Here is a 12,637-nt window from a genome sequence, read left to right as displayed (position 1 = left end):
AATCCTCCTACCTAAATAACTTAAATGGGGTGGACGATGGGACTTGAACCCACGACAACCGGAATCACAATCCGGAGCTCTACCAACTGAGCTACGCCCACCATCAAGACAGAGGACAGTTCTTTTGTGCCTTTGAGACAATTTATAATATATCGCAGCGAAGCTTGCACAACCTTCTGTCATCAGTCTTCTGTCCACTGCCTTCTGCCCTCTGGAAACGCGCCCGGCAGGATTCGAACCTGCTACCCTCGGCTTAGAAGGCCGATGCTCTATCCGAGTGAGCTACGGGCGCAGTATTGCTATAATCACGTAACCACGTCGCCGGATCAAGTTGCTACTACTATTAATACGTCTGAGTGTCTGAAGTGCGAATCAAATCATACTGAGCACTTTATAGATCGTCAATCTCTTAAAAGACATGAAACTTCGCCATCAACCCCACCGCGCTCGCGTCCTTTTCCCATTATTTTTTCCGCGCTGATTACTCCGAGCACGCCGCACCGCTTGAACAGGGGCTGCCTTTGTAAAAGGGCTAGGTTCATACCCAGGAATCACTTCCTGCGGCATTTTAGATTGCAACAGTTTTTCAATATCTCTCAATAATCTAATTTCATCCCTAGAAACTAACGAAATAGCAACGCCGTCATTATTGGCCCGACCAGTTCGCCCCACACGATGGACGTAATCCTTCGCCGCATCCGGAAGCTCAAAATTAATTACATGGGGAAGTTTATCGATATCCAGCCCTCGCGCAGCTACATCGGTGGCCACTAACACCCGAATTTTTCCTTGCTTAAACTGAGTGAGCGCGCGCATTCGTGCCGCTTGGCTTTTATTGCTATGAATCGCCGCTGAGGACAATCCATCGCTCTCCAATTGTTGTGACAAACGGTTTGCCCCGTGCTTGGTTCGCGTAAACACCAATACTTGACACCAGTTCTTGGAGCCAATCATAAACGAAAGCAATTCACGCTTGCACTGACGATCAACAGGATGAACAACGTGGGTGATGCGTGCTGCAGCCGTGTTACGGCGCGCCACTTCAATCAGTATCGGTGAACGTAATAATTTATCCGTAAGTTCTTTAATCTCTTTTGAAAAAGTCGCTGAAAATAAGAGATTCTGACAAGATTCCGGCAACAGCTTCAAAATTCGGCGAATATCAGGTAAAAAACCCATATCAAGCATGCGATCGGCTTCATCTAAAATGAAGAATCCAACTCGCGATAGATTTAAAACACCTTGATTTACTAAATCAAGAAGACGGCCCGACGTGGCAACCAGGATATCGACGCCTCGTCGCAAATGATTCATCTGCGGCTTGATGCACACGCCCCCGTGAACTACGGTAGCTTTCAATGGAAGATATTTACCGTAGGCCCGAACGCACTCAAAGACTTGCACAGCTAATTCCCGCGTGGGCGTCAAAATCAATGCCCGAATCACAGGTTTAGCAAGGCTCTGTAAGGGGATGCGAGAAACAAATAACCGCTGCAACAAAGGCAAAGTAAATGCCGCGGTTTTGCCAGTGCCTGTCTGAGCAGTAAGCATAACATCCCGCGCTTGCAAGATAACCGGAATCGCCTGTCGCTGAACAGGTGTGGGTTCAACGTAACCTTTTTCACGAATAGCACGTAATAACTCAGCCGATAAGCCAAGAACTTCAAATGACATAAAATAACCCCTAAACCCGGCCACACAAACCACAAGTGTTGAGTCGATCTAGGCTGGAAAATAAGACTAAAAACAGAATTGTAGGCTAACGACTGATCGATGGTGCAAAAGCGTGATTAGATCATAACAGAAAAAGAACTAAAAAGCGAAAATATCGGGGTAGAGGGATTTGAACCCCCGACATCCTGCTCCCAAAGCAGGCGCGCTACCAGACTGCGCTATACCCCGTGCCTAGCATAGAAAGGCATCATACTGCCGGTATCTGAATGCGTCAACTTTAAAAATCTCGGCCGTAAACGTCAGAGATTCCTCTAAAAATTGTGAAATAAATCACATTTTTCATATAGAAAATGTGATAAAAATTAGGTTTTTAATATAACTATTTGGACATTAAAACAATCTTTGGGTATATTCCCTCTATGAATACTCATTGAAGGAACCGTTCAGCCATTGGAAGTTAAGGCAGTTCTCTCAAGCAGAAATAAAAGTTTATCGGTATACGTCGGTAAATATAATCCGAAATTTTCAAACTGCGCAAACTTGATAAATCTAAAACAAGATGGCAAGTTACGCAATTATCCTCTCTATTTACTGGAGAAATTTCCCCTGGACAAACGAGGTAATTCATGACAGATCTTAAGACCATCATTGAAGAGGCTTACCAAAACAAAGGTAATTTTACTACTGAGACGGTGCCTAAAAAAATACATCAAGCCATTCACCAAACCATCGAACTCCTTGATAATGGAGAACTCCGCATCGCCGAAAAACAAAACGGTCAGTGGAACACCAATGAATGGGCGAAAATGGCTATCCTGCTGTACTTTAAAACAGAGTCTCTCAAAACGTTTGACGCAGGTTACACCTTTTTTTACGATAAAATACCTTTAAAATATACCAATAACACTTCACAACCTCAATCCGGCGTTCGCGTCGTTCCCAATGCTATCGTTCGTAAGGGAGCTTACTTAGCTCCAAATACTGTCTTGATGCCGAGCTACATTAACATCGGTACGTATGTCGATTCAGGAACTCTAATTGATACTTGGGCAACTGTCGGCTCCTGCGCGCAAATTGGAAAAAACGTTCACCTTTCTGGCGGTGCTGGTATCGGCGGCGTGCTCGAACCATTACAAGCGCACCCGACGATTATTGAAGATGACTGCTTTATTGGCGCACGCTCGGAAATTGTCGAAGGCGTTATTGTTGAAAAAGGTTCTGTGATTTCAATGGGCGTTTTCATCAGTCAAAGCACGCCGATTTACAATCGCCAAACCCAAGAAATTACTTACGGTCGCATTCCAGCAGGCTCCGTCGTCATTCCAGGCAGCCTCCCGTCTAAAGACGGCCACTACAATAGTTACAGCGCAATCATCGTTAAACAAGTAGACGAAAAAACACGAAACAAGGTCTCTCTCAATGAATTATTACGCGAAGGATAAAAATCATGAGGGAAACGCTGAATCTTCTTAAACAATTAATCGAGCGCCCTTCCATTACACCTAACGACGCAGGTTGCCAAACGATTTTAATCGATCATTTAAAATCCGTAGGCTTTCAATGCGAACATTTACCTTTCGGCGATGTTCATAATTTTTGGGCCTGGCATGGCCATCAATCGCCCTTTATTATTTTTGCAGGACACACAGATGTAGTTCCGCCCGGTGATGAAACAAAATGGCAGTCACCCCCTTTCACTCCCACAGAAAAAAATGGCTATATTTATGGCCGCGGCGCTGCTGATATGAAAAGCGGGTTAGCCGCCATGGTCATCGCGGCGGAAAATTTCATTAAACAGAATCCCAACCACAATGGCACAATCGGATTTATCGTTACTAGTGATGAAGAGGGCCCCGCCGAAAATGGTACGAAAAAAGTCCTGGAATATTTACAACAAAAAAACATTAAATTAGATTATTGCATCATGGGCGAAGCCAGCAGCAACGAAAAATTGGGCGACGCCATCAAAATTGGGCGGCGCGGTTCGATGCACGGGGAACTAACCGTCATCGGCAAACAAGGGCACATTGCTTATCCCCATCTGGCAGATAATCCTATTCACCGCAGTTTCCAAGCCTTCGAGGCGTTAGCAAAAACAAAATGGGATGAAGGCAATGAGTATTTTACCCCTACTTCATTTCAATTTTACAATGTCGAAGCAGGCGCGGGGGCTGCCAATGTTATTCCTGCGACATTAAAGGCAAAATTTAATTTTCGCTTTGCCCCCATTCACACGCCTCAACAATTACAACAAAAAGCCGAACACATTTTAAATCACCACCAATTAAACTATGACATCCAATGGGACGTCTTAAGCCAACCGTTTTTTAGCGGCAATGGCCAGTTAGCCGCACTCGCTCGTCAAGCCATTCAAGAAATCTGCCACCTCGATACCAAACCCAACACCTACGGTGGAACCTCTGACGGCCGCTTTATCGCTACCACCGGCTGTGAAGTCATCGAGCTCGGCCCCGTTAATAAAACGGTCCACCACGTCAATGAAAATACCCAAATCGAGGATTTAGAAAAACTGACTGATATTTATTCTCGGATTTTTCAGCTAATAACAGGCAGCTGAAAGACGGCGGCTAAATTCTCAAACAGGGTATCTATACGAATCGTATGCGCATTGGGAAAATCAACAGAACGTGTGGGTGAAACAATCCATCGATCAATCACATTCAGCTCCAAAGACGCTAATAATCGTAGTTGACGAGGACTCATATAGGGGTAGCTTTGACTTCAATGGCAATGCACCGATCATTAAAAGGACGAATGAGAAAATCGATTTCTTCTTTTTCCTCGGATCGGATAAAATAAATCTGCGGTAATTGCGCACGATTAGTGAAAAACCGTGTTATTTTCGTTAATCCAAGGTTTTCTAGTAGCCCTCCGAAATAAGGACTTAGCACCAGTGGTTCTACTTGCGTCCATCCTTGAAGGCGAACAGCCAAAGCAACGCCTTCAAAATATAATTTGGGTGTCTTAATCAGTCTTTGATTTAAATTATTAAAAAAGGATGGATTATGCGCAAAATTCCGTTTTCTTCTAATAAGGCTATCCACGATTGCAACGTGGTAACGTCGACACCAATATTTTTTGCGATATCAAAATAATTAAGCAATTGCCCCACTCTGCCCGCCGCTAATTGTAACGCCCTAGCAAACGCTGCTTTTTTCGATCTACGCCGCAGAAACAATATCTTTTTCAATAAAAATCACAATAAAATTATTAAGATAATTTACTGGGTTTATTTCCGGCGTGACACATAATTAAGGCCAACCTCCTCACATGAAAATGCAGGAAAATGAAGATTAATGAAAGAGATCTTTCAATTGCTAGCCAATTTCGTGAAGCGATAAGGTATTTAAAGTAAAATAATGAGATCTGCCCCACCAGCGACTCTCGCACCGATCGGTAAGGCAAGGTTTGATTAGAACCAGTAATCCACAAATCCGCGGTAATGTGTGTATTCTGGGCGCTCGATAAACGTTGTTGTTCATCCACCCATTTCTTGATTTCCGGAAAAATTTTAGGGGTTAAAGTAGCTTCATCCAGGATCAACGGACCGCAAAATTGGCCAAAAAAGAGCTCTGGATTGCTATTCGCCAGTTGACGACGCCGAGGTCATCAAAAAGAATGAGCTGATGAGTCCCCAAATGATCTAACCTTGTCTCGCTCCTTGCAATATCTTGACCGGAAGGACCAAACTCTTCTTAACCTTAGCCCTAAAATGGCTAAAATCTCTTTAAATCCAAAGAGTTGACTATTTTAGTTTATTATCCTAAAATAGTCAATAAACAGGAAAGGACATCAATTTAATAAATTAATCTTTTGTTAATTTTCATTCAGTATACTTAACTTAACTAAATAAGGGAGTAACGGGTCCTCTTAATGCTTATCCAAAAATGAGGCTAGAAATACCAATTTTAATATCACGTCTTAGTTTGCACCGATGAGGATTCTAGTTTAATCTTTGGCACTTCGTGCAAAAACAAGTGAGTAGCCCGTATGGAGCGAAGTGGAATACGGAAAGAATGCATTTAAAAACGGAAAATCCCGTATTCCACTTCGCTCCATACGGGCTACGAGGAGAGGTGCTCGAGTGGTTGAAGAGGCACGACTGGAAATCGTGTGTACGAATCACGTACCGAGGGTTCGAATCCCTCCCTCTCCGCCAGTAACGCGACTTTGTCCTCTGAAGCGATTGTTCGTAGTATGATTAATTACGAACATTTAACTAAGTACTGGCAGCCACAGGGGTCCCCTCGCGACGAATTGCCGTGAACCCCGCCAGGCCCGGAAGGGAGCAGCGGTAGCGGTTGGATTTGGGTGCCGAGATACGGCTTTTGTGGCTGCCTTTTTACTTTAAAGAAGGATTGTGATCGATGCCTCACCAAGTCTTAGCACGAAAATGGCGTCCCCGATGTTTCCAAGAACTCATCGGTCAAGCGCCTGTCGTACGAGCCTTAAGCAACGCGCTTAATCAGCAGTACCTCCATCATGCCTATCTTTTCACCGGCACACGCGGCGTAGGAAAAACGACCATTAGCCGAATCCTTGCCAAGTGTTTGAATTGTGAGAAAGGTGTCAGTGCCAATCCTTGCAACGACTGCGAAAATTGCCGTGAGATCGATGAAGGCCGATTCCCGGATCTTTTTGAAGTCGACGCGGCTTCGCGCACGAAAGTAGAAGACACACGTGAATTATTAGAGAATATTCCCTACGCTTCAACAAAAGGTCGCTTTAAAGTCTATTTGATTGACGAAGTTCACATGCTTTCCGGCCACAGTTTTAACGCCTTATTAAAGACCTTAGAAGAGCCTCCTTCTCACGTTAAATTCATCTTAGCAACCACGGATCATCATAAACTACCTGTCACCGTGCTCTCGCGCTGTTTGCAATTTCACCTCGCTCAACTGCCACCATTGCAAATTGCCGCCCATTGCCAGCATTTACTAAAAGAAGAAAAGGTCGAATTTGAAAACACGGCGCTAGATTTCATTGCGCGAGCGGCAAACGGCAGCGTACGGGATGCTTTAAGCTTATTAGACCAAAGCATCGCGTATGGCAACGGAAAGGTATTAATTGCCGATGTAAAAACAATGCTCGGCACCATCGAGCCGCTGCTTTTATTTGATATTCTCGAAGCACTAGCCGCAAAAGCGGGTAATCGTCTTCTTGGATGTGTCGCTCGGCTCGTGGAACAAAGCGTTGATTTCTCAAATGCGCTGGCGGATATACTCTCTTTATTACACCAAATTGCTATTATCCAAAACGTGCCTGAGGCCCTCATTGAAAATGACAGCGAGCAATTACGCCACTTAGCTAAAGTACTGGACCGTGAAGATGTCCAGCTTTTTTATCAAATCGGTTTAATCGGACAGCGTGATTTAGCTTATTCACCAACGCCTCAAACGGGGTTTGAAATGACACTGCTGCGCATGCTGGCCTTCTATCCATCTGCCGCTAACGCAATTCCAGAAACAGAATTAAAAGAGGCCGTTCTCACTCCAACCCACAAAAGTTCAGAAACATCATGGCCTCAGTTACTGTCTCAATTAAAGTTAACCGGTGCCACTCTCGCGCTGGCCCAGCAATGCAGTTTAAAAGAATTGACTGACAGTCAGTTACATTTAATGTTAAATCCCAAACAAAAACCATTATTACAACAAAAACACATTGACCGAATAAGCGAGGCATTGAACGAACATTTTAATCGAACAATTAGGGTTAAAATTGATATTAGCAATCATCAAACCGAAACGCCCGCCGCGCTCGCTCAAAAGAAAGCACAAGACCGTCAAACAGAAGCCGAGAAAAGAGTGATGAATGATCGTCAAGTTCAGCGGATAATGCAAACTTTCAACGCCACGCTCGTCAAAGAGAGCATTGTTCCGCATGATGAAAAAGCGTAAAGTAAAAAAGGAGACATAAATTTAACTACCGACTTTATTCCCCGTGCGTTATGGATCTCTGGGAATGACGAACGTAGATATTTAGAGAAAATATTGAGGAGGTACTAATATGTCAGCTATTTTACCAACAGAAACCGATCGTCAGTTGCTGTCGGACATTAAAAAAAGCATCACTGATATGCAGCAACAAATGCAAGCCACCTACTCCAATTTAGCTGATTTGAAACTCCTCGGTGAGTCCGATAATAAAACTGTCAGAATTACAATGACAGCCACTTATAATTTCAAATATATTGAATTCGATGAACGCGCCCTGCAAGGCGGTGTCAAAGAATTCAAATGGCGCATACGCGAAGCCTTGAAAAACCTGTGCGAAATTATTCAAAAAACAACTCAATCCAAGATCATTGAATTACTGCAAAGCATGCATATTCCTGAAGATATCCGAAATCTTTCTGTAGAAGAAGGCGGAGAAGGGGGAAAAGGTGGCCAAGGAACGCGAGACATGATTGGCAATCCCGTTGCAAGTGGCGGTTAAGGGTTGATGCGTTGTTCAGCCCGCTGACAAAACAACTCATCGAAGCATTACAATGCTTGCCGGGAATAGGCCCAAAATCCGCGCAACGAATGGCTTTCCATCTTCTTGCAAAATCAGGACAAGCCAAAGGATTGGCACTGTCCGACGCCCTCCAATCAGCCATTCGTCAGGTAAGTGAATGTAAATTATGTCAAATTTACACGGAGCAGCTCCTTTGCAACATCTGCAATAATCCTAAAAGGGATTCCACGTTGCTTTGTGTCGTAGAAAACCCTGCTGACGTTGTGGCCATTGAACAAACTCAAATTTATTCGGGGCGTTATTTTGTCCTCCATGGACATCTTTCGCCACTAGACGGGATCGGGCCCCAAGAAATAGGAATTCCAGCTTTGCTCAATCGCTTGCACAATGAAACGATTAAAGAGCTGATCATTGCAACCAATGCCACCATGGAAGGCAAAGCGACAGCCCACTATGTTGCAAATCACATCGATCACACTAAAATAAAATGTTCGCGCATCGCTCACGGGGTGCCGATGGGTGGCGAATTGGAATATCTCGATGGCGGCACGTTAATCCACGCTTTACACTCCCGAATTCCAGTCGAAGATAACTAAAAGAGAGGTAACAATGATCGATGGTAAATTTAACCTTGGCACTTTGATGAAAAATGCTAAAAAAATTCAAGAAATGATGCAAAAAGCCCAGGACGAACTTGCTAAAATACGGGTCACGGGTGAATCCGGTGCTGGGATAGTAAAATTAACCATGACGGCACAACACGAAGTTGTCGAAATGAACCTGGACGATGAGCTCCTCAAAGAATCTAAAGAAGTGATTAAAGATCTTATCAAAGCCGCGCTCAACGACGCCAACCAAAAAATCCTAAAAATCACCCAAGAAAAAATGATGTCTGCAGGCAGTTTATTTGGCGGCAACGAGAGCGACAACGAAGAAACATGAACTTAACCTGGAAATCCTCTCAACAGGGGTGAAAAAAGGCATCCTGCTCATCCTTAGGACTTCGTTCATTATAAAAGCGGGTTGAGAACGTATTATAAGAACATAAAGAGGACATTGAGAGCCTCCTGCTGCATAAAATTCATCCAATAAGACATCGTCTCGACGACTATTTTCCGAAAGAAGTTCGTCCAATTCTGTTAAATAAGCGGCTAATATGTCTATAAAATACCACAGGAGAATTAGCAATTGCATAAATTGCGCTAATGAGGTGCACGTTCCCAATTTCGACTCAACGTTAATATTTTATTAAAATTTACCTTTGGATAATTTCTGGCGAATCAACAATCCCAACAAAAATACGATTTTTCCTTCATGATTATCTAAAGTAAAATGCGAAAAACACCGATTAGCCAATTCATCTAAAATTTTGTAATCATTTTACGCCCTCAGTAAATTAAGAATATTATTGATTATTGTCTCGTTGCTTTTTTCTTCTTTACAAGCTTCAATAGATTCTTCCATTAAATCTTTACGAGAGAGTTTTTCTTTTTTTAGAGAATTACTATCTATTTTCAACTGCCGAATCTGCCCAATAACATCAGCTATTTCTTTATCTATCGATTTTTGTCCGCCCTCCATAATCGCGAATTGTGCTTTTTTTCTTCTTTTTGCTCATATGAAGAGACTGAATTTTTTCCTCTCATTAGAAAGGGAAATTTTTTTAATCGCTTCACAAACAATTTTTTTACCGCCGTAGAGTACCTCAAATGGAGTCAATAATTGCAGAACGGCTCCGCCCTACTCTAACTCCCATTGCCCAAAGCTCTGCTCTAAAATCTCCTTTCTTTTGAATCATCTACCTCAAAATTAAACAACCGATCTTCTAAGATTTCCCGAGTGTCCTCATTAAACGCGCCACCACATCGATAATTAAACCAAACAATCGTGAGTATCGACTTTTCTTTAAATAGAATTTCTACTCTCCTTTCAGCGGCCATTACGGATTTAGTCCTCCATGAAAGTTTGGATCTCATCACGTGACGGCAAATAAGCATTTAAAAATTTCTTTTTCCCTTCCTCAGAATAGATGTAAGTATCTATATATTTTTTAATTATTCGAATGGCGAGAGCCGATGCTTCAACTGATTCACAAAAAGAATACAATTTCAACAGCTCGGACTCTTCAATAGCCCTATCAATAGGAAAATCGGGAACCCCATTTTCCAAGGTATGCGTAAGACTCGTACAGAGAATCTGTATTAAAATAGCCGAAGTTGTCACGAAATTTATATTTCTACCGTTCTCAATCCGTTTAATAAAATCCATAATCTTGATGGTAGAGATGCCCCCGGTCGTTTTTTGTTTACGCATAATGATTCCCTCTATTTCGAGACTTAACAGAAGTTGATGGAGGGACAAAATTACCACCTTGGTGGTAAGAATCATATTCCTTCAGCGAAAACGGAATCCAACATTTTAGATGCTCATCATGATCACGCATTTGACTTATTTTTCTTAAGGCAGTATGTACTTGTCTCTCCCAGTTGTGGTAACGTGCTTTCCGCTGCGATACGTTCTAAAGTTAGAATGGGAGGGAGCAATTTCTCAATTCCGTCATTCCGTGCTAACCAGTTGTTAATCTCAAGCAATACCGATATTAAAATTTCATTGGGCCGCCTAGTAAACAAAAGGCTAGAATTTTGAACCTCCTTTTTCCTTCCTCAAACTTTTTTCCTCCACCTCGCCACCTAGTCTTTTTCTTAAGCAGCGTTCTATTAAAACTTTCAAAAGTAGGATAATTATTCCTTCTCGCCAATCAGCTCCACCTCCAAGCCACTTACAAACGGTTTCCATTTGACTCAGAATATTTTGTGGCTGACTATTAACAAAATTAGCAATAGAAGTGGGTAGCTGTCGAATAGCGGTTTCTCCATGATTAGCTACAACGGTAATCACATTGTGCATAATATTTGAGCAGGGTCTTGGAAATTAATCACTAAGGTTTGGGACTGTTGCTATCCTTCTGGTGGCGCTCCTCATTCCAGCCCTCTCACAAAAGCCGGCGGCCTTTCTGGTGTTACTATAAGATCTCCTAATGACTTAGTTATATCCTCTAAATTCCCTTCTAAATCCACTATCTCTCGATCCCAAGGAGGATTAAATGGGTTGCCTCTCCTTGCTCTGCCTCAACAACCTCATGAATTTGCCTTGGTACAGGAGAATCCTTCTACTCAGGATGATTATGCGGTCTTCTTGCTATCGCGGTGCTCCTATGATTTATTCATTTTTTTATTCTTGTAATTCTAAGCCTATCAATTTAGAAATTTGATAGTTTTCGTCTTCTTTCAACATATTTATCATTCGATTCCGAGCCTCAGGACTTAACCAAAGTGAATCTCGGTGGTTGATGAGGCGCAACATAAGAGAATTAGGACTCTCAACTTCATCATCTTGACTTTCCATTTCTTGTTTCGTTTCTTCGATTAAGGAACCCGATCTCTTAAATAAAACTCCGAAAAAAATCAATAACGCTATCTTTATCATCAACGTTCTCCCTATCATCCGTTGAAACAGGGGGTACAAAAATTTATAAAGCTCCAAAACTAAAAACTTCCAATCAGTTTACTTCCATTTCGGCTATATCTATTCAGATAGTGAAACAAAGTCGAATTAATTATCTCTCCCTCTAATGCTTTTCTCAAACCCTTCACCTCTTTTTCTTTCAACCTATTGGCCATCATAAAATCCTTAATAAAAGACTCACTGAATCCCCCTCTCCAAAAGGCTTGTACAGAGAATACGAATCAAAATATTTTCATGAGCCGCAGGTAAAATGGCAAACTCTCTGATTTTAGTTAGCAAAATTCCATTAATAGCAATCAACGGGCCTCTGTTCAATGGTGAAGTGGGGCAAAAGAATTCTTTGGGGGCCGTAGCCCGAATTTTTTAAGCAATTCAACCTCACCTCTTGCCTCATAAAATGAGCATATGTAAAAGAAACATACCCCCAACTCAGCTTCATTGTAAAAGTCTTTCAAACTCTATCTAAAAGCTGATAGGCTGTCTGACTCTTCTTCTTTTTTTTTCTTCCAAAATCAAATTATCTTTATTCTCGTTTCCTATTTCTTCAATAATACAAGCAAAAGTTTTTCGCGTAGGTATTAAATCTAAAAAACCAAAAAGATCCAGTTCTTCCTCGGTAATTCCTCTCAGATAGTTCCACAACGAACTATTTCGAAGATCACCTCCATGTACGTGAAGAGCAATGTGATTACAGAATTTAATTTCAGCTAGTCGAGCATATATTTCCTGTGGGATTTCATTATTTGGTTTAGGTGATTCTACAACATTGCTTCTGATAAGAGGGATCAAGAACTGACACTCGACATCCAGGTCGACTGCTGGGTAGAGAAGAGCTGAGACGGTGAAGCTTGTGGGCTAAACCTTCCCAAAACACCTGAAAAATTTTCGGAAGCTAATCTAGCTCCATCACCTTGCATTCAACTCTCTCCTTAACAAATAATTTTGATTTCGTCATTCCCAC

At 42.2% G+C, this 12,637-nt stretch carries 13 protein-coding genes, 4 tRNA genes, 1 other RNA gene and 4 pseudogenes; 9 read left to right on the top strand and 13 right to left on the bottom strand.

Features of this window, described 5'->3' with window-relative positions; all coding sequences use genetic code 11:
- Window positions 1-25: 25 nt before the first annotated feature.
- The 5 genes and pseudogenes from OWO34_RS03240 to OWO34_RS03220 all read right to left on the bottom strand — a co-directional run bounded on the left by OWO34_RS03240 (window position 26) and on the right by OWO34_RS03220 (window position 2,095).
- Window positions 26-101 (bottom strand) — tRNA-His (locus OWO34_RS03240).
- A gap of 117 nt (window positions 102-218) precedes the next feature.
- Window positions 219-292: transfer RNA gene (locus OWO34_RS03235), tRNA-Arg, on the bottom strand.
- A gap of 140 nt (window positions 293-432) precedes the next feature.
- A pseudogene (locus OWO34_RS03230) lies at window positions 433-1,702 on the bottom strand (DEAD/DEAH box helicase).
- 126 nt (window positions 1,703-1,828) lie between these two features.
- Window positions 1,829-1,902 (bottom strand) — tRNA-Pro (locus tag OWO34_RS03225).
- Window positions 1,903-1,951: 49 nt separating this feature from the next.
- Window positions 1,952-2,095: pseudogene (locus OWO34_RS03220) on the bottom strand (hypothetical protein).
- 29 nt (window positions 2,096-2,124) lie between these two features.
- Between OWO34_RS03220 and OWO34_RS03215 the strand changes: the two are divergent.
- The 3 genes from OWO34_RS03215 to dapE are packed head-to-tail and all read left to right on the top strand — an operon-like array spanning window position 2,125 to window position 4,252.
- Complete coding sequence (locus OWO34_RS03215; RefSeq protein WP_267256545.1) at window positions 2,125-2,304, top strand: hypothetical protein; 180 nt, start codon at window positions 2,125-2,127, stop codon at window positions 2,302-2,304.
- Window positions 2,301-3,116, top strand: a complete 816-nt coding sequence (gene dapD, locus OWO34_RS03210; protein ID WP_267256544.1) for a 2,3,4,5-tetrahydropyridine-2,6-dicarboxylate N-succinyltransferase — start codon at window positions 2,301-2,303, stop codon at window positions 3,114-3,116. Before OWO34_RS03215 ends, dapD begins: the two co-directional genes overlap by 4 nt.
- 5 nt (window positions 3,117-3,121) lie before the next feature.
- Complete coding sequence (dapE, locus tag OWO34_RS03205; protein ID WP_267256543.1) at window positions 3,122-4,252, top strand: succinyl-diaminopimelate desuccinylase; 1,131 nt, start codon at window positions 3,122-3,124, stop codon at window positions 4,250-4,252.
- Here the strand turns inward: dapE and OWO34_RS03200 are convergent.
- From OWO34_RS03200 to OWO34_RS03185, 3 genes and pseudogenes are all read right to left on the bottom strand, one after another.
- Window positions 4,231-4,365 carry a hypothetical protein gene (locus OWO34_RS03200; RefSeq protein ID WP_267256554.1) on the bottom strand — a complete coding sequence of 45 codons (135 nt, stop codon included), beginning with the start codon at window positions 4,363-4,365 and terminating at the stop codon, window positions 4,231-4,233. The genes dapE and OWO34_RS03200 overlap by 22 nt on opposite strands.
- A 29-nt stretch (window positions 4,366-4,394) precedes the next feature.
- Window positions 4,395-4,807, bottom strand: a pseudogene (locus tag OWO34_RS03195) (DUF4143 domain-containing protein).
- 205 nt (window positions 4,808-5,012) lie between these two features.
- A pseudogene (locus OWO34_RS03185) lies at window positions 5,013-5,363 on the bottom strand (AAA family ATPase).
- A gap of 402 nt (window positions 5,364-5,765) precedes the next feature.
- Here OWO34_RS03185 and OWO34_RS03180 point away from each other — a divergent pair.
- The 6 genes from OWO34_RS03180 (at window position 5,766) to OWO34_RS03155 (ending at window position 9,093) form a co-directional block, all read left to right on the top strand.
- A tRNA-Ser gene (locus OWO34_RS03180) sits at window positions 5,766-5,854 on the top strand.
- 77 nt (window positions 5,855-5,931) lie between these two features.
- Window positions 5,932-6,029: signal recognition particle sRNA small type (gene ffs, locus OWO34_RS03175), an RNA gene on the top strand.
- A gap of 33 nt (window positions 6,030-6,062) precedes the next feature.
- On the top strand, window positions 6,063-7,592 hold the full coding sequence (gene dnaX / locus OWO34_RS03170; RefSeq protein WP_267256540.1) for a DNA polymerase III subunit gamma/tau: 1,530 nt from the start codon (window positions 6,063-6,065) through the stop codon (window positions 7,590-7,592).
- A gap of 109 nt (window positions 7,593-7,701) precedes the next feature.
- Window positions 7,702-8,130: a YbaB/EbfC family nucleoid-associated protein gene (locus tag OWO34_RS03165; RefSeq protein ID WP_267256539.1), complete on the top strand. Its 429-nt coding sequence runs from the start codon at window positions 7,702-7,704 to the stop codon at window positions 8,128-8,130.
- An 11-nt stretch (window positions 8,131-8,141) separates the two neighbouring features.
- Window positions 8,142-8,747, top strand: coding sequence for a recombination mediator RecR (gene recR / locus OWO34_RS03160; protein ID WP_267256538.1), 606 nt, complete (start codon window positions 8,142-8,144; stop codon window positions 8,745-8,747).
- 13 nt (window positions 8,748-8,760) lie between these two features.
- Window positions 8,761-9,093: a YbaB/EbfC family nucleoid-associated protein gene (locus OWO34_RS03155; protein WP_267256537.1), complete on the top strand. Its 333-nt coding sequence runs from the start codon at window positions 8,761-8,763 to the stop codon at window positions 9,091-9,093.
- A gap of 438 nt (window positions 9,094-9,531) precedes the next feature.
- On the opposite strand, the gene OWO34_RS03150 is transcribed toward OWO34_RS03155, so the two are convergent.
- The 5 genes from OWO34_RS03150 to OWO34_RS03130 all read right to left on the bottom strand — a co-directional run bounded on the left by OWO34_RS03150 (window position 9,532) and on the right by OWO34_RS03130 (window position 12,465).
- A complete protein-coding gene (locus tag OWO34_RS03150; protein ID WP_267256536.1) occupies window positions 9,532-9,732 on the bottom strand; it encodes a hypothetical protein in 201 nt (66 codons plus the stop codon).
- 366 nt (window positions 9,733-10,098) lie between these two features.
- Window positions 10,099-10,539: a hypothetical protein gene (locus OWO34_RS03145; protein WP_267256535.1), complete on the bottom strand. Its 441-nt coding sequence runs from the start codon at window positions 10,537-10,539 to the stop codon at window positions 10,099-10,101.
- A 246-nt stretch (window positions 10,540-10,785) separates the two neighbouring features.
- Window positions 10,786-11,058, bottom strand: a complete 273-nt coding sequence (locus OWO34_RS03140; protein WP_267256534.1) for a hypothetical protein — start codon at window positions 11,056-11,058, stop codon at window positions 10,786-10,788.
- A gap of 324 nt (window positions 11,059-11,382) precedes the next feature.
- Entirely contained in the window at window positions 11,383-11,637 is a 255-nt protein-coding gene (locus tag OWO34_RS03135) for a hypothetical protein (RefSeq protein WP_267256533.1), read from the bottom strand.
- 501 nt (window positions 11,638-12,138) lie between these two features.
- Window positions 12,139-12,465 carry a hypothetical protein gene (locus OWO34_RS03130; RefSeq protein ID WP_267256532.1) on the bottom strand — a complete coding sequence of 109 codons (327 nt, stop codon included), beginning with the start codon at window positions 12,463-12,465 and terminating at the stop codon, window positions 12,139-12,141.
- Window positions 12,466-12,637: the final 172 nt, after the last annotated feature.

The organism is Coxiella endosymbiont of Ornithodoros maritimus, from assembly GCF_907164965.1.
Taxonomy (GTDB): domain Bacteria; phylum Pseudomonadota; class Gammaproteobacteria; order Coxiellales; family Coxiellaceae; genus Coxiella.
The sequence above is the reverse complement of the archived record's forward strand: the minus strand, read 5'-3'. Positions and strand labels throughout refer to the sequence as shown.